We start from the raw sequence: 22,589 nt of genomic DNA on the forward strand, positions 1-22,589 counted from the left end.
GCCCTGGCCTTGATCAAGTCCATCGCCGGCAAAAACCAGCTGTTCAAGACCTACATCGGCCAGGGCTACTACGGCACCCACACGCCGTCGCCGATCCTGCGCAACCTGCTGGAAAACCCGGCCTGGTACACCGCCTACACCCCGTACCAACCGGAAATTTCCCAGGGCCGCCTCGAAGCGCTGCTGAACTTCCAGACCCTGATCAGCGACCTCACCGGCCTGCCGATCGCCAACGCCTCGCTGCTCGATGAAGCCACCGCCGCCGCCGAAGCCATGACCTTCTGCAAACGCCTGAGCAAGAACAAGGGCAGCCACGCGTTCTTCGCNCGCCAACGCCTCGCTGCTCGATGAAGCCACCGCCGCCGCCGAAGCCATGACCTTCTGCAAACGCCTGAGCAAGAACAAGGGCAGCCACGCGTTCTTCGCCTCGGTGCATTGCCACCCGCAAACCCTCGACGTGCTGCGCACCCGGGCCGAGCCGTTGGGCATCGACGTGGTGGTTGGCGACGAACGTGAACTGAGCGACGTGACGCCGTTCTTCGGCGCCCTGCTGCAATACCCGGCGAGCAACGGTGACGTGTTCGACTACCGCGAACTGACCGAACGCTTCCACGCCGCCAACGCCCTGGTGGCGGTCGCCGCCGACCTGCTGGCCCTGACCGTGCTCACCCCGCCGGGCGAGTTCGGCGCCGACGTGGCCATCGGCAGCGCGCAACGTTTCGGCNGCCAACGCCTCGCTGCTCGATGAAGCCACCGCCGCCGCCGAAGCCATGACCTTCTGCAAACGCCTGAGCAAGAACAAGGGCAGCCACGCGTTCTTCGCTTCCGTACATTGCCACCCGCAAACCCTCGACGTGCTGCGCACCCGTGCCGAGCCGCTGGGCATCGACGTGGTGGTCGGCGACGAGCAAACACTGACCGACGTAACGCCGTTCTTCGGCGCGCTGCTGCAATACCCGGCGAGCAACGGTGACGTCTTCGATTACCGCGAGCTGACCGAGCGCTTCCACGCCGCCAAYGCSCTGGTGGCGGTCGCCGCCGACCTGCTGGCCCTGACCGTGCTCACCCCGCCGGGCGAGTTCGGCGCCGACGTGGCCATCGGCAGCGCGCAACGTTTCGGCGTGCCGCTGGGCTTCGGTGGCCCGCACGCGGCGTATTTCTCCACCAAGGATGCGTTCAAGCGYGACATGCCGGGCCGTCTGGTCGGCGTCTCCGTGGACCGTTTCGGCAAGCCGGCCCTGCGCCTGGCGATGCAGACCCGCGAGCAACACATCCGCCGCGAGNATGCCGGGCCGTCTGGTCGGCGTCTCCGTGGACCGTTTCGGCAAGCCGGCCCTGCGCCTGGCGATGCAGACCCGCGAGCAACACATCCGCCGCGAGAARGCCACCAGCAACATCTGCACCGCGCAAGTCTTGTTGGCCAACATCGCCAGCATGTACGCCGTGTACCACGGCCCGAAAGGCCTGACGCAGATCGCCAAYCGCGTGCATCACCTGACCGCGATTCTGGCTACAGGCTTGAGCGCATTGGGCCTGAAGGTCGAGCAAGAAAACTTCTTCGACACCCTGACCCTGAACACCGGCGCCAACACCGCCAAGCTGCACGATCAGGCGCGCGCGCAGCAGATCAACCTGCGCGTGGTCGATGCTGAACGTCTGGGCCTGTCCCTCGACGAAACCACCTCGCAAGCCGATGTGGAAACCTTGTGGGCCCTGCTGGCCGACGGCAAAGCGCTGCCGGACTTCGCCGCCCTCGCCGCTTCGGTGGTCAGCACGATCCCGGCCGCCCTGCTGCGTCAATCGCCGATCCTCAGCCACCCGGTGTTCAACCGTTACCACTCGGAAACCGAGCTGATGCGCTACCTGCGCAAGCTCGCCGACAAGGACCTGGCGCTGGATCGCACCATGATCCCGCTCGGTTCCTGCACCATGAAACTCAACGCCGCCAGCGAAATGATCCCGGTGACCTGGGCTGAATTCGGTGCCCTGCACCCGTTCGCCCCGGCCGCGCAAAGCGCCGGTTATCAGCAGCTGACCGATGAACTGGAAGCGATGCTCTGCGCCGCCACCGGGTACGACGCGATCTCGNCACCCGTTCGCCCCGGCCGCGCAAAGCGCCGGTTATCAGCAGCTGACCGATGAACTGGAAGCGATGCTCTGCGCCGCCACCGGGTACGACGCGATCTCGCTGCAACCGAACGCCGGTTCGCAAGGTGAATACGCCGGCCTGCTGGCGATTCGCGCCTACCACCAGAGCCGTGGCGAAGACCGTCGCGACATCTGCCTGATCCCCTCGTCCGCCCACGGCACCAACCCGGCCACCGCCAACATGGCCGGCATGCGTGTGGTCGTCACCGCCTGCGATGCCCGCGGCAACGTCGACATCGAAGACCTGCGGGCCAAGGCCATCGAGCACCGCGAACACCTCGCCGCGCTGATGATCACCTACCCGTCGACCCACGGCGTGTTCGAAGAAGGCATCCGCGAAATCTGCGGCATCATTCATGACCACGGCGGCCAGGTGTACATCGACGGCGCCAACATGAACGCGATGGTCGGCCTCTGCGCCCCGGGCAAGTTCGGCGGCGACGTGTCGCACCTGAACCTGCACAAAACCTTCTGCATCCCCCACGGCGGTGGCGGCCCGGGCGTCGGCCCGATTGGCGTGAAGTCGCACCTGACCCCGTTCCTGCCGGGTCACGGCACCATGGAGCGCAAGGAAGGCGCGGTCTGCGCGGTACCGTTCGGCAGCGCGAGCATTTTGCCGATCACCTGGATGTACATTCGGATGATGGGTGGCGCGGGTCTCAAGCGCGCGTCGCAACTGGCGATCCTCAATGCCAACTACATTTCCCGTCGCCTCGAAGAGCACTACCCGGTGCTGTACACCGGCAGCAACGGCCTGGTGGCGCACGAATGCATCCTCGACCTGCGTCCGCTGAAAGACAGCAGCGGCATCAGCGTCGATGACGTCGCCAAGCGCCTGATCGACTTCGGCTTCCACGCCCCAACCATGTCGTTCCCGGTCGCCGGCACGCTGATGATCGAGCCGACCGAAAGCGAATCCAAGGAAGAACTGGACCGTTTCTGCGACGCCATGATCCGCATCCGCGAAGAAATTCGCGCAGTGGAAAACGGCACCCTGGACAAGGACGACAACCCGCTGAAAAACGCCCCGCACACCGCGGCGGAAATCGTCGGCGAGTGGACGCATCCGTACAGCCGTGAGCAAGCGGTCTATCCACTCGAAACCTTGATCGATGCCAAATACTGGCCGCCCGTAGGTCGCGTCGACAACGTGTTTGGCGACCGCAACCTGATCTGCGCCTGCCCGTCGATCGCTGACTACCAGGACGCCTAAAAACAACACATAACCCCTGTGGGAGCGAGCTTGCTCGCGATAGCTGACTGACATTCACCATCAATGTCGACTGAAAGACCGCTATCGCGAGCAAGCTCGCTCCCACAGGTGTACATCAGCCAATTCAGAGAACAAAAAGAGGACTCCACCATGTTCAGCAAGCACGACCAGATCAAAGGCTACGACGACGAACTGCTGGCGGCGATGAACGCCGAGGACGCACGGCAAGAGCACCACATCGAGTTGATCGCCTCGGAAAACTACACCAGCCAACGGGTGATGGAGGCCCAAGGCAGCGGCCTGACCAACAAGTACGCCGAAGGCTATCCGGGCAAGCGCTATTACGGCGGCTGCGAACACGTCGATGTGGTCGAACAATTGGCCATCGACCGCGCCAAACAGTTGTTCGGCGCCGATTACGCCAACGTCCAGCCGCACTCCGGCAGCCAGGCGAACGCAGCGGTCTATCTGGCGTTGCTGCAAGCTGGCGACACCGTGTTGGGCATGAGCTTGGCCCATGGCGGTCACCTGACCCACGGCGCCAAAGTCAGCTTTTCCGGCAAGTTGTACAACGCCTTTCAATACGGCATCGACACCGCGACCGGGTTGATCGACTACGACGAAGTCGAACGCCTGGCTGTCGAGCACCAGCCGAAAATGATCATCGCCGGCTTCTCCGCTTACTCGAAGACCCTGGACTTCCCACGCTTCCGGGCGATTGCCGACAAGGTCGGCGCTTACCTGTTTGTTGATATGGCCCACGTTGCCGGGCTGGTGGCGACCGGTCTGTACCCGAACCCGATTCCCTTTGCCGATGTCGTCACCACCACAACCCACAAAACCCTGCGCGGTCCGCGCGGCGGCCTGATCCTGGCCAAGGCCAATCCGGAACTGGAGAAAAAACTCAACTCCGCGGTGTTCCCCGGCGGTCAGGGTGGCCCGTTGATGCATGTCATCGCGGCCAAGGCTGTGTGCTTCAAAGAAGCGCTGGAGCCGGCCTTCAAAACCTATCAGGCGCAAGTGATCCGCAACGCCCAGGCGATGGCTAAAGTCTTCATTGATCGAGGCTACGACGTCGTGTCGGGCGGTACCGACAACCACCTGTTCCTGGTCAGCCTGATTCGTCAGGGCCTGACCGGCAAAGACGCCGACGCCGCCCTGGGCCGTGCCGGTATCACCGTGAACAAGAACGCCGTACCGAACGACCCGCAATCGCCGTTCGTGACCTCCGGCCTGCGCATCGGCACGCCGGCGATCACCAGCCGTGGTTTCAAGGAAGCCCAGAGCATCGAGCTGGCGGGCTGGATCTGCGACATTCTCGACCACCTCGGCGATGCCGATGTCGAGGCTCAAGTCGCCAGCTTGGCTGCTGCGATGTGCAGCGATTTCCCTGTCTACCGCGACTGACATGCAGCGCGATCCGTAGCAGCTGGCGCAGCCTGCGTTCGGCTGCGCAGCAGTCGTGAAATCAGGCAATGCGGTGTTTCAGAAAAACCTCGCACTCAGGTTTTACGACTGCTGCGCAGCCGAACGCAGGCTTCGCCAGCTGCTACAGGTCGCGTTGTGGGCCTGCCCTCCCGCTCGCACAAAAGGAAAAAGTACATGAGCACTCTCGTGGAATCGACCGGCCAAGCACCGGTAAAAATGCAAGTCGGGGTCAAACTGCGCGGTGCAGAAAAGGTCGCGCGAATTCCGGTGAAGATCATCCCGACCGATGAGTTCCCACGCAAACCCGACTGGATTCGCGTGCGCATTCCGATCTCCCCCGAGGTCGACCGGATCAAACAGCTGCTGCGCAAACACAAGTTGCACAGCGTCTGTGAAGAAGCCTCCTGCCCGAACCTCGGCGAATGTTTTTCCGGTGGCACGGCGACCTTCATGATCATGGGTGACATCTGCACCCGCCGTTGCCCGTTCTGCGATGTCGGCCACGGCCGGCCAAAACCGCTGGACGCCGACGAGCCGATGAACCTCGCCGTGGCCATCGCCGACCTGCGCCTGAAGTACGTGGTCATCACCTCGGTGGACCGCGACGACTTGCGCGACGGCGGCGCCCAGCATTTCGTCGATTGCCTGCGCGAAATCCGCAAGCTGTCGCCGGGCGTGCAACTGGAAACCCTGGTGCCGGATTACCGTGGCCGCATGGACGTTGCCCTGGCGATCACCGCCACTGAGCCACCCGATGTGTTCAACCATAATCTGGAGACCGTCCCGCGCCTGTACAAAGCCGCGCGGCCGGGTTCGGATTTCGAGTGGTCACTGGATCTGCTGCAGAAGTTCAAGCTAATGGTCCCGCGTGTACCCACCAAATCCGGCCTGATGCTGGGCCTTGGCGAGACCGACGAGGAAGTCATCGAAGTCATGCAGCGCCTGCGTGAGCACGATGTCGACATGCTCACCCTCGGCCAGTACCTGCAACCGTCGCGCAGCCACTTGCCGGTCCAGCGTTTCGTGCACCCGGACGTGTTCGCCTGGTTCGCCGAGGAAGGTACGCGGATGGGCTTCAAGAACGTTGCGTCCGGTCCCCTGGTGCGCTCGTCCTACCATGCGGACCAACAAGTTCAGCGGGCAACGAGCACTGTGGATTCCCTCCTTACTGCTGGATTCGACTCCCCTTGAAAGCCTCACGCCGTGCGTCGTAGACGGCCAATAAAAGCCATCCTTGAACCAGTCTTTGCCAACCCGCCCGATGGCGCCCGCTCGTTGAGCGGGGCCGCCGGACAAGTCCGCGGTCTCAGCCCTTGGCCGCCATCGCGGTGACTTCCACGCGCATGCCTTCAACCGCCAGGGAGGCCACGCCAACGGCGGCCCGAACCGGCCAGGGCTTGGCGAAGAAGCGCTGGTAGACCTCGTTGAAGGCGGCGCGGTCGGCCATGTCGGTAAGGTAAATGGTCAGATGCAGAACCCGGTCCATGGAACTGCCGGCGAGCTCGAGCGCTACCTTGAGCGCCTGCAGCGTGCATTCGCTTTGCAGGGTGATGTCGCCCAGTTCCAGGCTGCCGTCGGCGCGGGTGGGGATCTGAGTGGAGACCAGTAGGCCGCCGAAACCGGCAACATCCGAGGAGATGGATTGCGGATCAGGATCGGGGAGAAAGGTGAGGTCGTGGTTTGCCATGGGTGTCTCTTGCTTGAGGGGGTAAAGGGGCCGTCGAGTATATAGCGGCTGGAAAACTCAGTGTGGAACGCCCAGTTTGGTAGCTCATTCCACTAGCGAAACCAGACGCGGCTCAATTGAGGTCTCAAGCACCTCAAGCAGAGCCAGCGTCACCGGCAGCTTGAAGCGCCGGCGTCCCGCGCTGCCGGGATTGAGGTAGAGCTGTTCGCCGCGCCATTCTATGCGGGGCTTGTGCGAGTGGCCGGTGATTACCAGCTTTATGCCTGCATCAAGCACGGCTGGGACATCGGCACTGTCATGTACCAGCAAGGTCTGCCATCCGTTCAGGTCGAAACATAAGCAGTCGGCGAGATTTTCTGCCCAAGGGGCGTCCAGATCATTGTTCCCGCGGACCACGTGCAGCGGGGCTATTGATGCCAGTTGATCGAGGATTTCGGGGTTGCCGATGTCGCCCGCGTGAATAATCCGTTCACACCCCTGCAGTGCAGCAAGGGCTTCGGCGCGGAGCAAGCCATGGGTATCGGAAATCACGCCCACTTTCATACAACGCTCCAGACCCGGTTCAAGTATCGGCACCTACTCCTCAAAGCGACTCGTGGCGTCACGGTCGCGCTCGTATCGTCTCGTGAGTGGAAACGGCGGCAACCAGGACTCGCGACGCACGATCCAGCTTTCGTAGGTTGGCATCAGTTGGTCAGGGGTATCCAGGGACCCCAGGTTCACTTCGATTTCGTCGTCGGTGCGCGCAAAAACGGACGAGCCGCAGCGGGGACAGAAAAACCGCCCGGCGTAGTCGCCTGTTTCGCCTTCGATCGTCACCGCACTCTGAGGGAATATCGCGGAAGCATGAAAAAGCGCCCCATGATGCTTGCGGCAGTCGAGGCAGTGACAAAGGCCGACCCGGTATGGCAGTCCCGACGCCTCAATTCGGACGTTGCCGCACAGGCAACCACCCGTGAATCGCTCCATGCTGCGTCTCCTTTAAAATCAAGCGGTCGGAATGTGATCCCCCGACTCAAGGCGCATTAACCACGACATACGTCACATCGCTGCCCTGATATTGCGGTTGATACCAGGTTGAACCGCACTGCATGTAAGCCGTGTTGTACTGGATGACTTGCACGCAACTGGGGGGCAATTGCGCTGGCGTGAAGATCGATCCGACCACCGCTGCTGTCACCGCGACCGTTGCGGTGACGACCGCCGCCGCGGCGATCGGATGGTAGTGATCGTCGTAGCCATAGCGGCCATTCCCGTCTACGTCGATGTCCACGTCGCGGCTGTTGTCGATGTTGACGTTACGGTTGCTGTTGTTGACGTTGGTTCGGTTGCCGACCGTGTTTCCGGTATTGGCCCGATTGCCAGAGTTGACTGTGTTGACGGTGTTGACGGTGTTGCCAGCATTGACCCGATTTCCAGAATTGACCCTGTTGCCGGTATTGGCCCGATTGCCCGCGTTGACGTTGCTAGCGCGTTGCGCGGTATTGCCGGTGTTGACGCGCTGAGCCCTTTGGGCCGAGGGCGGTGGCGCACGATTGACCGATGCCCTGGCGTGCCCTTGGGCGCGCTGGGGTCGGGCATCCACATAACTGACCAGGCTCAGCGTCAGTACCGAGGTGGTTACGAGCGATAACAACAGGCTCCACGACATCGTCCTGTTCATGTCATTCCCCTCCCTGATCACTGGCTTTCTTCAAAGGAATCGCCACATCGCCCTTACGCGGTGCGAAGGTGAAGATCGAGTCCTTGATGCCCGGCTTCAGGTTCCAGCGATACACCGCGCTGTATTCCGGAAAACCCGGCTCATCGGTGGTCGTGATCACCAGTTTGCACGGCAAGGGCTTGTCGGATCGGGTGATCCACAACTGCCAGTCAACGCCCTCCTGCCGAAAGGCCAGGTGATCACACAGTTGCCCCTTGATCGTCGACGGGCCGACATACAGCGCCTCTTTCAGCGCATCGATCTGTGCCTGATCGCTGCCAAACAGAAACAGGTCCTCCATGGGCACCTGAATCCCGTAATGGTTTTCTATCAAGTGCAGCGTATCGGAGACTTCAGGCGGCGCATCCACGGTGGTGTAGTACTTGAGAAACGGTGAATACTGGGTCAATTTCTTGCCGTTGTAGAAGAACTCTCGCGTTCGAACATCGCCTTCCGTCTTGGCATACATCCGATCGCGACCCACCACTTTCAAGACCGTAGAGGCCTCGGTCTTGATCTTCTGGCCGGACTCCAGAACGGTATCCCGGGACACTTCGGCGTCGACCTGAAACGTCGGCAGACTGCGTAGATAAGTGCCCATATCGATGAGTTTATCGACCACTTGCGGGTTGATCGTCGTAGTGGCGTCCGGTGTTGGCGGGTCGTCGGCACGAGCGCCCGGGGCCAGCGCAAGGGTGAACAACAGGCAGAAAACACTCGCGTTGACTTTCATTGATCCCGCTCCTTGGCCTGTGCACGACGCTTAAGCCTAGACCCGGCGTGATCCGTTCGCCAGAAGGGCAAGAAACCCTATGGGCAAACCCGATTGCAGCACTCTATGATTGAACCCCATGACCACCACGCCTCCGATCCGCCAACCCTGCCCGCCCGGCGCCTGCGACTGCGGGCGTGACCCGCTGCTGGAAACACCGGGCGCGGACGTGCGCATCCTGTTTCTGACCCGTTCAGAGGAAAAGCGCCTGATCGAACGTCTGGAAAACCTCCAGAGCCTGAGTGACCTCGAGCGCCTGCAACAGCGGATGTTTGAGCAGTTGGGCATCCGCGTCGACATCGACCCTGGTTTCAACGAAGTACGCACCATGCGCGGTATCGGTATCAACCTCGGCGAACAACCGGGGCTATGCCGCAAAACCCGTCAGTCGATCCCGGCCGCGATTCGCCGCGCACTGGAGAAACGCCCGGAGATTGCCTACGCGCTGCTCAACGCCAACGACCTGTTGCGCGATGCGTGAGCCCTTCCGGCGTGGTGAAACAGGCTTCATCCACGGACTGATACAAAGGCAACGAAACAGGATCAGCGGTCATACGCAACGTCTGACCCGCTGCTATGCCTTCTCATGGGAGCAATGGTTTCAAGCCAGTCAGGGATGAAGCTGGACACTCAAGCGTGACCGTGGTCCCGGCACCCGCCAGGTGCGCGAAGAGCAACAGGTGCCAATCCGTAGCAGGAGGTGGCAAATGTTATTCATAGTCAGTTGGTCTATCAGCTCAGCAAATCGTAACAGCGCGATCGAGCGTTTCCTCAAGACCGGAGGTGCTCCACCCGCTGGCGTCAAGATGCTGGGACGCTGGCACGCCGTCGGTGGTGCATCCGGTTTTGGCGTGGCAGAGGCCAGTGATCCGGCAGCGATTCAGAAGTGGGTGCTGGAATGGAGCGACCTCATGACCATGGAGGTCCAGGCGGCACTGACCGATGAACAGATAGCGCCGCTGTTGGCGGCCGCTGTCGGCAAGCAATAGTTGTTGGGGCGGCGAGCCGGGCTCGTCGCTCCATGCCCTCCCGCACTTCGAACAACACATCCCTTATGGCCGGTCCAGGCACGGATTGAGGAAATCGTCTGGTTGAAGTGTCAGCAATCATCCGAATCCACGACCCAGCTGTAAAGCCCATGAAACAAAGGCCTGCGGCCGAAAAACAAATAACTGGATATTTCACAATTCGTACCTACTCTCTTCGCGGGGGATCCAATTTTTTCGTGGACGGTCGGGGGCTCGTCTCAGGGTACTAACGCTGCACAGGAGCTCGATATGAACCGGACAAAGCTATCCTCGGTGTTCGCTGTATCAATACTTTTGGCTGCAATGGTTGTCCCCGGCCTCTCTCAAGCTGCCGACAAAACAACCCCCAACATTGTCGTCATCATGGGCGACGATATTGGCTGGTCCAATATCGGTGTCTACAACCAGGGCATGATGGCCGGTCGAACACCCAACCTCGACCAGCTCGCTGCTGAAGGCATGCGTTTCACCGACTACTACGCCGAGGCCAGTTGTACCGCTGGGCGCGCCAACTTCATTACCGGCGAACTGCCGATCCGTACCGGGATGACGACTGTCGGGCAGGCCGGTTCTCCCATTGGTATTCCCGCCGAAGCCGTCACCATCGCCACCACACTCAAGTCCATGGGCTACGCCACCGGCCAGTTCGGCAAAAACCACCTGGGAGACTTGAACCAGTTCCTGCCAACCGTGCATGGTTTCGACGAGTTCTTCGGCTATCTCTATCACCTAGACGCCATGGAAGACCCCGCGCACCCCAATTATCCGAAGGAGCTTCTGGATACCGTCGGCCCACGCAACATGGTCCACAGTTGGGCGACGACGACTGACGACACGACCGTGATGCCGCGTTGGGGCAAGATCGGCAAACAGAAAATCGAAGACGCCGGCACCCTCTATCCGGACCGGATGAAAACCGTCGATGACGAGATTCGTGACAAGGCCTTCACCTTCATCGACAAGGCCAAGCAGGACAACAAACCGTTCTTTCTCTGGCTCAACCCGACCCGCATGCACATCGTCACTCACCTCTCCGACAAGTACGAAGCCATGCGCAATGCGCAAAATGGCTGGTCGGAACAGGAAGCCGGCATGGCGCAGATCGACGACATCGTCGGCGACGTGATGGCCAAGCTGAAAAAAGACGGCATGGATGACAACACCATCGTGATTTTCACCACGGACAACGGCGCTGAAACCTTTACCTGGCCGGATGGCGGCACCACGCCGTTTGCCATGGGTAAAGGCACGGTGATGGAAGGTGGTTTCCGGGCTCCGGCGATCATTCGCTGGCCGGGCAAGGTACCTGCTAACCAGGTGGCCAACGGCATCATGTCAGGCATGGACTGGTTCCCGACCCTGGTCGCGGCGGCGGGCAACCCGAACATCACCGCAGAATTGCTCAAGGGCAAACAACTGGGCGAAACCACTTACAAAGTGCACCTCGACGGCTACGACCAGACACCGATGATTACCGGCAAAGGTCCGTCCAATCGCCATGAGATTTTCTATTTTGGCGAAAGCACTCTGGGCGCGATTCGTATCGATGACTTCAAGTACCGCTTCATTGATCAGCCCGGTGGCTGGCTGGGAGCAAAAACCACGCTGGACGTGCCGATCCTGACCAACCTGCGTCTCGACCCGTTCGAGCGCGCCGGATGGCCGGAAAACATGGCGGCCAATGGCTCGCTGGAGTATTTCGAGTGGTTCAAATTCCAGTTCTGGCGCTTCGTGTTTGTGCAGCAGCAGGTGGTCAAACTGGCTGAAACAGCGGTTGAGTTCCCGCCCATGCAAAAAGGCGCGAGCTTCAACCTCGAAGCCGTCAAAGCCAAGATCGAAGCGGCTCGGGCGGCCATGGGCAAGTAAGCAGTTGAATTCGCGGGTGGCCAGCGCTCCCCACCCGCGTCCATGACGGACATTTGCTGAGGTAACCCCATGCAGATAAAAACATCCGCCCTGCCCGCCATTACCCTGTGTGCCCTGTGCAGTCAGCATGCTTACGCCGGCGGCATCATGCTCTACGAAATCGGCACCGATAACGCTGGCCTGGCCAACGCCGGTGCCGCCGCCCGTGCTCAAGGGCCCTCGACCATCGCCAGTAACCCGGCGGGCATGAGTTATCTGCCCGGCACTCAGATCACCGGAGGTTTGCAGGTTCTCTACGGCGACCTGACCTTCGATCGCGACTCGAACACCAACGGCACGGGCAGCGGCAGTGGCAACGCCCTCGACCCGATTCCCGGCGGCAGTTTTTTCATCAGCCATCAACTCGATGACCACTGGAGCGTTGGCTTCGGCCAGTATGCTGACTTCGGGTTGGCTGAGAATTACGACAACGACTGGTCCGGGCGCTATTTCGCGCAGAACGCCAGCCTCGGCGGTTTATCTTTTGTACCCAGCGTGGCTTATCGCTTTAACGAGCAATGGTCGGTGGGCGTCGGCGTGAAAGCCATGTACGGCATGCTGCAATCCGACACCGCGATCGACCGCTCGCCGTTCGGCTTTACCGACCGCAGCGACGGCCAGCTCAAGTACAAAGACAACGATTGGGGTTTTGGCGCGAATGTGGGGGTGATCTACGCTCCACAAGCCGGCACGCGCATTGGCCTGGCTTACACCAGCAAGATCGATCTTCAGTTTGAGGACGGGCTGGACGTCAAAGGTAATGGTCCGGCGCTGGATCGATTGAACGGCCTGAACACCCAACTCGACGTAACCGTGCCACAAACCGTCACCCTGAGCCTGTTCCAGCAACTCGACCGGCAGTGGGCCTTGCTCGCCTCGGTCAATTGGCAGGACTGGTCAGAGTTCGGCGAGGTCGGGGTCCAGCTCGACACCACAGCGGTCGATGCCCGATCGACCACGATTGATGCCAACTACAAAGACACCTGGCAACTGGCGCTCGGCGCTCAATTCCAGGCCACGCCACAATTGTTGTGGAACTTCGGAGTGGCCTACGACAGCAGCGCCGTCTCGGACAGTGATCGCACTGTAACTGTGCCAATGGCCGAATCCTGGCGCATTGCGACAGGAGCCACCTATGCTCTGAATAAGGACACCGACGTCAACGTCAGTTGGGCGATGGTCTGGCTCGGTGATATGCCGGTCGACCAGACCAAATCAACGTCCGGCAATCGAATTTCAGGTCAGTTCGACAATGCCTGGATTCAGGCCTTGACCGGCAACATGACCTGGCGCTTCTGATGCCCTGCTACTGAAAAAAAACGACTTAATCCATGGAGCAAACACCACTATGAACTTGTCCCGAAAACTGTTTATTGGCGCTGCGCTGGCCAGCCTGCTGCTCGGCGGTTGCACCTCGAAAGTCACCGAGCGTGAGCAGTATTCCGGCTTCCTGTCCAACTACAACAACCTGGGAGAAGTGACGACCACCAGTGGCGAGAAAGCCATGCGCTGGGTGAGCCCGTCCTGGAATCCAGATGCCTATAACACCGTTGCCTTCAACAAGCTGGAGCTCTACCCGGCGCCCAAGCCCACTGAGCGGGTTAACCAGCAAACCCTGGACGAGTTGCAGAACTACATGACCAGCAAGGCCAAAGGCGTGCTGGGCCAGAAATATCGGGTGGTGTCGAGCGCGAAATCAGCGCCAGCCGGTTCAAAAACCTTGATCATGCGCGCGGCGATCACTGGGGTGAGTGCCGAAAACGAAGGCATGAAGTGGTATGAAGTGGTGCCGGTTGCGGCTGTAGTCGGCGCTACACAGGCCGCCACCGGTCACCGGGACCAGGACACCACCCTGTTCATCGAGGCCGAGTTCATCGACGCAAAAACCAATCAAACGGTGGCCAAAGTGGTGCGCAAGGTATTTGGCAGCCAACTGTCGAACGAGAGCCAGAAGATCACCACCAAGGATTTCAAAGTGGCGATCGACAAGCTGACCAGCGATCTACAGGCATTTATCAAGTAACCCCCTGTAGATACCGTCTTGAACCTCACCGGGCAAGCGCAAGTTCGGGTCATAGGGTTGACCCGACTTGAGCACGCCGTAAACGAAATGCAGCAGCTTGCGCATCGCTGCACAGGTGATCTGCTTGGGGGCCTTGCCGTTGGCCTTCAAGCGATCCTTCATGGCCATGATTGCCTTGTTATGCTGCAACGCCACCAAGCCAGGCATGTAAAGGCCTGACCCGCGCCATGCCGCGCGCCCAGCGCCCGGAAGCCGGCCTGCTGCACTCGGTCCAGTGTGGGAGCGGGCTTGCTCGCGAAGAATCCCTCGCGGTCTAGTTGACCAGCTCATCCCAAGTAACGGACCACATTTCCCTGAACGGGATTGATGATACGGCCGCAAACTACGACCTGATTGCCTACCGTAACTACGCTGTCCTTGTGGAGAACTAGCCCTGCACCATCATTGAAGTCGGCCCAACCATCATCTCCAAACAACTGATCCAGGGAGCCATCGGCGAGATAGCGGGCAGTTACCATCGTGCTATTTTCATCGAGAGACTGACCGCCGCCCTGCCCGGTGACGATGATTTTTCCATCCGTCTGCAATGCACACCGCCGCCAGGACAATCCATTCGGCAGGAAATCAGAGATCACTGGCTTTCCATTGTTGAAGACGAGATTGAAATCCCCGCCAGGGTTTAGAGCGACGAGCAATCCCGCCCCTTTGTCATGAGTTGTCGAGGTGCCGGCGGCGACGATCCCACCGTCCGGTTTTAGCGCCATCGCTTCAAGGGAGAATTTTGTTCCGTTACCTTTGATGGTCACCAAACCACTTGCACCGTATTCCGAATCGACTGTTCCGTCCTGAAGGTAGCGCAGCACATAAGCCTCGACGAACGCACCCGTCTCATTACGGATGAAATCACCACAGACCAAAACCTTCCCGTCCCCCTGAATTGCGACATCCAGAGCATATGTCCAAGGATGCGTCACGCCTGGAAGATTGACGAATACAAAGCCTGTCTGATTGAAGGTCTTATCCAGCGAGCCATCAACATCAAGACGCAGCACAATCCCCAGCAAATTATCGAAAGCAAAGAAAACGGTGCTGACCAAGACGAGTTTCCCATCCTGTTGCTCGGCTGCCGACACAACAGCTAAATTCGGAACTTCACCGTGCATCTCAGCTGACTTTTCGTTGTGACGGCGAGTAACAAACCTGGCGTCAGCTCCGACACAGCTATCCAAAAGTTCGTTGATTTTAAGGATGACTTTACCGTCATTACCAAATGAAGCATCCAGCTGTCCATCTTCAAACTGGCGGACGATGGCCAGATCGCCGAAAGTATCACCTGGGTTTTCATCTGCCACGCCAACAGTCACCCATCCGCGATTTTGAAGCGGACGCAGTTGATATGGCACAAACCGTTCCCCATCCCCGAAAGGGAGATCAACGAAACCGCCCGCGCCAAACAAATAATCGATCTCTCCAGCCTTATTCAGCCGTATCACCTTGGCCGGTGAATTCTGCGCTTCCGTTGGGCTAACAGCGATAAGTAATTTGTTATTTGGCAAAGCGAGAACAGCCGTCGGAATGCCTCCGACAATGTCAGGGAACGGCAGCTTCACCACGCCATCCCTACCAAAGGACGGATCAAGAGTACCTGCTGTATTTGTTTTTATCTGATCCATGAGCGCGCTCCATGGTGGTGTAAAAGGATGTCCCTTCCAGGGGGCTTGCCCGCGAAGCGATCCAACTCGCTTCGTTTGAGCACTTCAAGCCGGGCGATCAGTCAGCCCAAAAAACGAAGTACAAAACCGCTAATATCTCCGGCGTCGCTGATGACCAAAGTGGCTGTAACAACTCTGTTATCCTCCATGTAGGTGGTACTGCGAAGCATGTCCTCACCTTCCGGATAATTAAATTCGATATAGCCTTGGCCGTCTCCAAAACCCCCATCCAATTTTCCGTTTGGCAAATAACGTGCGACCAGTTGCCCTCTGGATCCGCCAATTAAAGCCCCCCCGGCAGCAACAATTTTTCCATCACTCCGTACAACGCAGCTTCCCCAGACGTGCCCGCTGACTAATTGCTCAATGAGTGGTTTTCCGTTGTTAAAGACCATGTTGTAGCTGCCAGTTTCGTTGAGGTTGATCATCAGGGACTTGCTCGCTAATTGCACGCTCCCACCCCCAACGGCGAGCACCCCACCATCTTTTTTAAGGTTAAGACGACTGAGAAAAAGACTTCCTCTTTCGTCAGGATCAGAAATAGTCACTGCGCCATTTTTCGTGGGGCCGTACTGCGAATCTACCGTACCGTCTTCGTTGTAACGAATGACAAAGGCCTCGCTGGGCACGTCAAGGCCTCGATCAAAGTATCCACAGACAACAATCTTTCTGTCCGACTGAACAACCACGCCACGGGCGTAATTGAAAAGGTAGTTAACGCCAGGAATGTCAACCAAGAGATAACCAGCCTCATTGAAACTTTTATCCAGAATACCTGTTTCATCGAGGCGTAATACGATCCCTTGAATATCATCGAAACCAAAAGTGAGTGAAGAGCTCAGCAATATTCTTTCTTTGCTCCCAGACCCAAATGGCTCTACAGCGGAAAATACATTCAAGTTGAGCGTTGCAGGTAGCTTGGCATCAACTTTCTCACTGACGCTTTCGGATACAAGCCTGGCTTTTGCCCATTTTTTGCTATCCCCCAGCTCCTCGATCTTGAGGATAACAATGCCGTCAACACCAAAGGCGCTGTCCAAAGCACCTTCTGCATTCATGCGTACAACCGCCAAAGTGTCTGGGTCAAAAATTGAATCTGGGACTGCTCGCCCGGCAATGATCCAGCCGTCGCTTTCCAGCAAATGAATACTGCCAGGTGAAAAACTCATTCCTTTAACGAACGGAATATCTACAACGCCATTTTTGCCGAATGTATTATCAATTTTTCCGGAGGGATCTAACCGTGCAATTTTGCACAGGCCGTTACTTGGTTCTGTATAAACCAGAAGTAACTTTGCCTCCGGCAAAGCCTGAACAAGCGACGGGAATTTTCCCTCGACCCCAGGGAATGGCAGTGTCAGCACCCCACCATCGGCAAAGGACGGGTCAAGTCCGCTGACCACCGCTTTATCAAGAATCCGGCTCATGTGTCGCACTCCCTAGTGACGATTGATAAATGCCTTAAAGGGGCATAAATACGAGTGGAACACGAAGGAGTGCGGTTGTTAGCCTGTTATAAATGACAGTTTTATTGTCTTTAAGAGCCTGATTAGCGACTTAGCGTGCCAAAATGAATTCAAACTTTCGGCTTTGCCTTCCTTGGCTTCAAATACTTGGTCAACCCCTGGAACCAGATCACCAGCGCCGGGCTGCCCTTGATCTGGATCGACTTGTCATGAATCCCCGACATAAACGCCAACTGCTTGTTCTTCGCCTGCATCGTGGCAAAACCGTAGGCCGCATCTTTAAAAGCAATCGCAAATGCAAGCTCTGCATACACCTCGGACTTGCTGCTAATGCGAGATCGTCCGAACGCGGCCCGAGCCTTCGCCAGCTCCTACACCGACCGTGTTCACCCAACCGCTATTTTTTCATCCCGACCCGCCGCCGCATCTCGGCGGTGATCGACTGGCGGGTTTTCTTCAAGTCCTTCCAAGGCTCGTCACCGACCTCGGCCAATCGTTCATGCAAGGTGTGGATGTTCCACTGATTGCCCCCCTTGAGCTCGCCCACCTCTTCGCGAAAGATCGGCACCGACACCGGCAGCCCTTCGCGGGTGCGCACGGCGTAGGCGCAGATGGTCGTGGCGCCCAGACCGTTTCGCAGGTAATCGATGAAGATCCGCCCGACCCGGTTCTTCGGTCCTGACACAGCGGAAAAACGCTCCGGCAGTAATTTGGCCATGTGGCTGACGATCGCGTGGCTGAAGTCTTTCACCTCATCCCAGCCCAGCTTGTGGGTCAGTGGCACCACCAGGTGAATCCCTTTGCCGCCGCTGGTCTTGAGGAACGCCTTGAGCCCCAGTTCATCGAGCACCGACAGGGTCAGCTGGGTGGCTTCGACCATGCTTTTCCAGGGCAGCGCCGGGTCCGGATCGAGGTCGAGGACGAAGCGGTCGGGTTTGTCGAGGTTGTCCGAGGTGGCGTTCCAGGTGTGCAACTCGACGGTGCTCATCTGCACGGCGCCGATCAGGGCTTCGGCGTTGTTGATGATCATCACCGGTTGGCCGGTGAGTGCCTTGTCCAGGGTGGTGATTCCCGGAATGGCCAGGCGCTCGGCGTTCTTCTGGAAAAACAGTTCGCCGGCGATGCCGTCCGGGGCGCGCACCAGCGCCACGGGCCGGTCCTTGAGCTCGGGCAAAATCCATTCGGCGACGCTGGCGTAGTACTCGGCCAGTTGCACTTTGGTGGTGCCGCTGCTGGCGTCGATCACCCGGTCCGGGTGAGTGATGCGCACCTTGCCCTCGCCCAGGCCGATTTGTGAGGGCGCGGGCGCGGCTTTCTTTTTGGCAGGGGTGGAAGGTTTTTCGGCAGTGGTTTTTTTCGCGGCTGAAGTCTTCACGGCTTTCGGACGCTCCTCGGTAATGTCTTCGGCAGGTTTGTCGTCACGCAGGCCATGGAACACCGCGTGACGGACTGAACCTTCTTTGGTCATTTCGGCATAAGCGACCTCAGCCAGCAGCGTGGGCTTGAGCCAGTGCACACCCTTGGCTTCAAAACCACTCGGCGGGTTGACCACTGAAGTCTTTTTGGTCTGCAACGGTTTCAGTTGCTCGTAGATGCGCTTGAGCGTCATCTCGTTAAACCCGGTGCCAACCTTACCCGCGTAACGCAACTCACCGCTGTCGCGGTCATGCAATCCCAGCAGCAGCGCACCGAAGGCATTGCGCGAGCCTTTAGGGTCAGTGAAGCCGACAACCACAAATTCCTGCCGATGCTTGCACTTGAGCTTGATCCAGTCGCTGCTGCGTCGCGACACGTAAGCCGAGCCCAGACGCTTGCCGATCAACCCTTCCATCTGCATTTGGCAGGCGCTGTTGAGCAGCGCTTCCGGTTCTTCACTAAAGGCATCGGAGAAGCGCAGCAGCGGGTCTTTGTTGGGGTTGAGCACGGTCGACAGCGCCACCCTTCGCTCCTCGACAGGCACCTCGCGCAGGTCCACGCCGTTGAGGTAAGGCATGTCGAACAGGTAGTAGACGATGTTGCCGCTGCGGCCCGAGTCGAAGGCGTTTTGCAAGGCCTGGAAGTCCGGCACGCCCTGCTCGTCGGCGACCACCATTTCCCCGTCGAGCCAGGCGGATTCGAGGCCTAGCGCCGCCAACGCCTCGGCTTGTTTCGGCAGTTTGTGGGTCCAGTCGTGGCCGTTGCGGGTGAACAGTTTGACCTCGTCGTGGTCGATGCGCGCCATGATCCGATAGCCGTCGAACTTGATCTCATAGCTCCACTCGCCGCCCGGGGCCTTTTCGACCAGCGTCGCCAGTTCCGGTTTGAGCAGCTCCGGCAATTTGGCTTTGCGGGCGCCCGTCAACGGCGCCGACTTTTCTTTGCGCGCCGGGGTGGCGGGTTTTTTGACGGGTTTTGGTTTGGCAGCGGCCTTCGGCTTTTTGGCCACGATGGTCCGGTCACTGAGCACGCTGTCGGGTTCGGCGGCGACCACGTCGTAATCGCTTTCGGGTTTGGCCGCGCCGTCCTGATGCTTGATCAAAAACCATTGCTCCTGCTTGCCTGGCATGTGCGTGCGCACCAGGTTCCACAGGCCGCCGAGCTTCTCGCCTTTCAGCTCGAATTTGAGCTTACCCTTGGCGTAAGCCTCGGCCGGATCGTCCTGAGGAATCCACACCCCACGGTCCCAGACAATTACGTCGCCGGCGCCGTAATGCCCTTCGGGAATGCTGCCCTCGAACGTTGCGTAATCAATAGGATGGTCTTCGACGTGCACCGCCAGGCGCTTGACCTTGGGGTCCAGTGACGGGCCTTTGGGCACTGCCCAGCTTTTCAGCGCGCCATCGAGCTCCAGGCGAAAATCGTAATGCAGGCGCGAGGCGTCATGCTTCTGAATGCAGAACTGCAAGGCATGGTCTTTCGAGGTTTTCTTGCCCGAACGTTTGCCGGCGGCCGGTTCAGAGGTCGCCGAGAAATCGCGCATGCGGTTGTAATCGTCCAGGCTCTTGGTCATGGCGCACCGGCTGACGTAACGGTGCCCCCGATGCCCGGGCCGATCCTCGTGACAATCAGGGCGACGACGGCAATGCGTTCCACCCGCTGATAGCCAGGGGTCAACAGTTCTTCACCGAACACATCGGGGTCGAGTTCGTGGTAAGTCCAGCCAAACATCGGCGATTCCAGATACGGAGTCACCGCATCCAGAAACGGATCGACGCCATCGATCATCGCCACGCCGGTGTACAGCACCAGGGAGCCACCGGGGGCCAACCGATACAAGGCTTGCTCGACAATGCGCAACGACAATTGCGCGCCAAGCGCGCCGCCGCCATTCCGGTAAGCACGCTCGGCCGGGTCGGCCATGTAGGGCGGATTGGCGACGATCAAGTCGAAGTGGCCGTCGACGTCTTGCAGCACATCGCTGGCTTCAATGCAGACGTTAGCCACCTCGGCAAGCGCGACGTTGACCGCCGTCATGCGTAACGCCAACGGGTTGATGTCCACGGCCAGCACCTCGGCTTCACGGCGTGCGCGGGCAATCACAATCGCTCCGGCGCCAGCGCCGCAGCCGATGTCCACGGCGCGCCTGATCGGCGCGAAGCTCTGTTGCAGATGGGTGTGAATCAGCTGAGCAAAACGGTAGGTGTCAGGACCAAAGAACACCGCGTCAGCGGCATCAGTGGGGTAACCCGAATGCACGAACAACAGGTCATCGAGGCTTGACCAGCGCACATGACTTTTCAATCGACCATTGCATTCCTCTAGGACGCCTGCCTGTTGCAACTGCCGCTGCTCATCCACCGACAACAGACCGGGCTCAAACCACCGCGACCAGCCAAATACTTCGCGCAGGGTCCGGGCGCTTTGCCCGAAGACGCGATCATTGACCCGCTGATGGGTCAGCGGCGTTGGCGTGATGAAACGGTAACCGTCGGCCTGCAAGCGGCGCCCCAGTTGCAACAAGGCCAGATCGGCGGCGCCAAGGTGTTCTTCCTGATTCATGAAGGGCTCCCTATCGAAAACCGGATTTGAGTTCGATGAACCGTCGCGTGGCCATCAGGCCCGCGGGGTGGGCGTGCCGATGGGCAGACAACCATGGAATCAACACCTGCATTTGCTCGTCGGCGGCAAGCCCTTTAAGTGTAGCGTGCAGGCTTTGGACATCCGGGTCATTGACGGGCACTGGTGGTTCGGCCGCGGCACGGTTGCCGCGGCGAACCGCGGCCGGCGCTCGCTCAGCTCGCCAGTCCCCGGCAATCCAGTCGTGCAGCAGTTGTTTTTCGTAGGGGCTGAACACCCCGAACATCGCCGCGCCGTCGCCCTCGACCAATTGCCAGAAACGGCTGGCTTGCGGGTCCTGGTGGCGCTTGATCCAGCCCTTGTTTTCCATCGCGCTGAGGAAGCCTGGCAACTGCTCCGGTGACGACAACCATTGATTGACGGTCCTGCCCTCAAATCGGCAAAAGTCGGAATGCATGTGCTGACCAAACGGGCGCTTGCGCTCAAGCATGCTCAGCAATTCGCCGTACAGATTGAACGACTCGATGATCGTGCGACTGCCCTGCCCCAGATCGTTGAGCCGATAACCCAGCGCAACCCTGCGCAGAAAGTCTTCACGGTCGCCTTCCACCGGCAACAATTGCAACACCGACTGCACGGCCTTTTGCGCGTGACCGGTGCTGGCATTGTCGATGGTCACGTGCAGGGTGAAGTAATACGGATCGATGCCCAGCTCGCTGAGTTCATAGGCGCTGATCAGCAAGTGCAGCGGCAGTTGTTCATAACCGAGGTTGTAGCCGATCACTTCCGGCAAAAAATCGTCACTGCAATAACCCAACGCCAATTGCAGCGCGCCTTGCAGGTAGCGCTCGTCCGGGATGAACGCGTTGTCCAGCAAGCCATGTTCGGCGAGCAGCTTGCGGTAAATCACCACATGATTTTGCGCCGGGTTGCCGTCGCCCAGTTCTTCCAGATAGGTGCAAATCAGGCCTTCGAAACGCGGGTCATGCCAGTGCCGCAGCAGGCCATACAGCCACGCGCCATCCACCAGTTTGGTCGGGGCAACGGCTTGCAGGAAAAACAACGCATGCGCCTTGTTGGTGAAGAACTGCCGCGGCCCGCCGTCCTTGCGCTGTTGCAGGTAATCGGCGTATTGGCGAGCCACGTCGGCGCAGTGCTGTTCGACAAAGGTTTGCAGGGCCGACAGGTCTCGCGGCATGTCCTCAGGCAGGTCCGCGGCTTGCGCAAGTTGAGCCTCGAGAAAGGATTGGCCGAGTGCACGCTGGTGTTCGATATCGTCGCTCAGCAGTAACTGTTCGTAGACAGGTTTTATGCTGCCGGCGGTCAGGATCGCGCGTTCGTGGGCCGGCCGGGATTCAAGTCGTGTCAGGGCAGTCATGGGGTCGTCTCTCGATCTGAGGCCAGTGGCAGGACGTGAATCAGCACGTCTCTACATCAGCAGAGCGACACCCCCGGAAGAAAATTCCATCGGCGTTTAAATCGCCCGGACAGACGGGCTTGTGGCTCGGC

Annotated in this window: 18 protein-coding genes and 6 pseudogenes; 12 read left to right on the forward strand and 12 right to left on the reverse strand. The window is 59.3% G+C overall.

Annotated elements, in window-relative coordinates; genetic code table 11:
- Positions 1–9 precede the first annotated feature (9 nt).
- The 7 genes and pseudogenes from ASC74_RS32380 to lipA form a co-directional block, all read left to right on the forward strand.
- Positions 10–326: pseudogene (locus ASC74_RS32380) on the forward strand (glycine dehydrogenase (aminomethyl-transferring)); the annotation flags it as partial.
- Positions 327–373: 47 nt separating this feature from the next.
- Positions 374–724, forward strand: a pseudogene (locus ASC74_RS32120) (glycine dehydrogenase (aminomethyl-transferring)); the annotation flags it as partial.
- Between the two features lies 1 nt (position 725).
- Positions 726–1,283 (forward strand): annotated as a pseudogene (locus tag ASC74_RS32125) (glycine dehydrogenase (aminomethyl-transferring)); the annotation flags it as partial.
- A gap of 1 nt (position 1,284) precedes the next feature.
- Positions 1,285–2,088: pseudogene (locus tag ASC74_RS32130) on the forward strand (glycine dehydrogenase (aminomethyl-transferring)); the annotation flags it as partial.
- Between the two features lie 76 nt (positions 2,089–2,164).
- Positions 2,165–3,361: pseudogene (locus ASC74_RS32135) on the forward strand (glycine dehydrogenase (aminomethyl-transferring)); the annotation flags it as partial.
- Between the two features lie 150 nt (positions 3,362–3,511).
- Positions 3,512–4,768, forward strand: coding sequence for a serine hydroxymethyltransferase (glyA, locus tag ASC74_RS13465; RefSeq protein WP_056741815.1), 1,257 nt, complete (start codon positions 3,512–3,514; stop codon positions 4,766–4,768).
- A gap of 195 nt (positions 4,769–4,963) precedes the next feature.
- A complete protein-coding gene (lipA, locus tag ASC74_RS13470; RefSeq protein WP_056741816.1) occupies positions 4,964–5,980 on the forward strand; it encodes a lipoyl synthase in 1,017 nt (338 codons plus the stop codon).
- 115 nt (positions 5,981–6,095) lie between these two features.
- Here the strand turns inward: lipA and ASC74_RS13475 are convergent, their stop codons facing one another.
- The 5 genes from ASC74_RS13475 to ASC74_RS13495 form a co-directional block, all read right to left on the reverse strand.
- Positions 6,096–6,476 carry a RidA family protein gene (locus ASC74_RS13475; protein ID WP_056741817.1) on the reverse strand — a complete coding sequence of 127 codons (381 nt, stop codon included), beginning with the start codon at positions 6,474–6,476 and terminating at the stop codon, positions 6,096–6,098.
- 84 nt (positions 6,477–6,560) lie between these two features.
- A complete protein-coding gene (locus ASC74_RS13480) occupies positions 6,561–7,019 on the reverse strand; it encodes a metallophosphoesterase family protein (RefSeq protein WP_056741818.1) in 459 nt (152 codons plus the stop codon).
- Between the two features lie 33 nt (positions 7,020–7,052).
- On the reverse strand, positions 7,053–7,445 hold the full coding sequence (locus tag ASC74_RS13485; protein WP_056741819.1) for a GFA family protein: 393 nt from the start codon (positions 7,443–7,445) through the stop codon (positions 7,053–7,055).
- A gap of 46 nt (positions 7,446–7,491) precedes the next feature.
- Positions 7,492–8,139, reverse strand: coding sequence for a hypothetical protein (locus tag ASC74_RS13490; RefSeq protein WP_056741820.1), 648 nt, complete (start codon positions 8,137–8,139; stop codon positions 7,492–7,494).
- A 1-nt stretch (position 8,140) separates the two neighbouring features.
- Positions 8,141–8,911, reverse strand: coding sequence for a DUF2092 domain-containing protein (locus ASC74_RS13495; RefSeq protein WP_056741821.1), 771 nt, complete (start codon positions 8,909–8,911; stop codon positions 8,141–8,143).
- Between the two features lie 118 nt (positions 8,912–9,029).
- Here ASC74_RS13495 and ASC74_RS13500 point away from each other — a divergent pair, with 118 nt between their 5' ends.
- From ASC74_RS13500 to ASC74_RS13520, 5 genes are all read left to right on the forward strand, one after another.
- Complete coding sequence (locus ASC74_RS13500) at positions 9,030–9,431, forward strand: hypothetical protein (RefSeq protein WP_056741822.1); 402 nt, start codon at positions 9,030–9,032, stop codon at positions 9,429–9,431.
- A gap of 226 nt (positions 9,432–9,657) precedes the next feature.
- Entirely contained in the window at positions 9,658–9,939 is a 282-nt protein-coding gene (locus ASC74_RS13505) for a DUF3303 domain-containing protein (protein WP_056741823.1), read from the forward strand.
- Positions 9,940–10,227: 288 nt separating this feature from the next.
- Positions 10,228–11,844, forward strand: a complete 1,617-nt coding sequence (locus ASC74_RS13510; protein ID WP_056741824.1) for an arylsulfatase — start codon at positions 10,228–10,230, stop codon at positions 11,842–11,844.
- 69 nt (positions 11,845–11,913) lie between these two features.
- Positions 11,914–13,182 carry an OmpP1/FadL family transporter gene (locus ASC74_RS13515; RefSeq protein ID WP_056741825.1) on the forward strand — a complete coding sequence of 423 codons (1,269 nt, stop codon included), beginning with the start codon at positions 11,914–11,916 and terminating at the stop codon, positions 13,180–13,182.
- 49 nt (positions 13,183–13,231) lie between these two features.
- Positions 13,232–13,906: a DUF3313 domain-containing protein gene (locus ASC74_RS13520; protein ID WP_056741826.1), complete on the forward strand. Its 675-nt coding sequence runs from the start codon at positions 13,232–13,234 to the stop codon at positions 13,904–13,906.
- Here ASC74_RS13520 and ASC74_RS13525 read toward each other — a convergent pair.
- The 7 genes and pseudogenes from ASC74_RS13525 to ASC74_RS13555 all read right to left on the reverse strand — a co-directional run bounded on the left by ASC74_RS13525 (position 13,886) and on the right by ASC74_RS13555 (position 22,458).
- Positions 13,886–14,113 carry a hypothetical protein gene (locus ASC74_RS13525; protein WP_056741827.1) on the reverse strand — a complete coding sequence of 76 codons (228 nt, stop codon included), beginning with the start codon at positions 14,111–14,113 and terminating at the stop codon, positions 13,886–13,888. The two genes, ASC74_RS13520 and ASC74_RS13525, sit on opposite strands and share 21 nt — an antisense overlap.
- A 119-nt stretch (positions 14,114–14,232) precedes the next feature.
- Positions 14,233–15,579 (reverse strand): hypothetical protein, encoded by a 1,347-nt coding sequence (locus ASC74_RS13530; protein ID WP_056741828.1) that lies wholly within the window; start codon positions 15,577–15,579, stop codon positions 14,233–14,235.
- A gap of 101 nt (positions 15,580–15,680) precedes the next feature.
- Complete coding sequence (locus ASC74_RS13535; RefSeq protein ID WP_056741829.1) at positions 15,681–17,045, reverse strand: hypothetical protein; 1,365 nt, start codon at positions 17,043–17,045, stop codon at positions 15,681–15,683.
- A 149-nt stretch (positions 17,046–17,194) separates the two neighbouring features.
- A pseudogene (locus tag ASC74_RS13540) lies at positions 17,195–17,419 on the reverse strand (helicase); the annotation flags it as partial.
- Between the two features lie 62 nt (positions 17,420–17,481).
- The gene (ligD, locus tag ASC74_RS13545) at positions 17,482–20,073 is read right to left on the reverse strand and encodes a DNA ligase D (RefSeq protein ID WP_056741830.1); all 2,592 of its coding nucleotides are present in this window, start codon (positions 20,071–20,073) and stop codon (positions 17,482–17,484) included.
- Entirely contained in the window at positions 20,070–21,062 is a 993-nt protein-coding gene (locus tag ASC74_RS13550; protein WP_056741831.1) for a methyltransferase, read from the reverse strand. The genes ligD and ASC74_RS13550 overlap by 4 nt, the downstream gene beginning before the upstream one ends.
- Positions 21,063–21,072: 10 nt before the next feature.
- A complete protein-coding gene (locus tag ASC74_RS13555; RefSeq protein ID WP_056741832.1) occupies positions 21,073–22,458 on the reverse strand; it encodes an iron-containing redox enzyme family protein in 1,386 nt (461 codons plus the stop codon).
- Positions 22,459–22,589 lie beyond the last annotated feature (131 nt).

Source organism: Pseudomonas sp. Root329 (genome assembly GCF_001424925.1).
In the GTDB taxonomy this organism is placed as follows: domain Bacteria; phylum Pseudomonadota; class Gammaproteobacteria; order Pseudomonadales; family Pseudomonadaceae; genus Aquipseudomonas; species Aquipseudomonas arabinosi.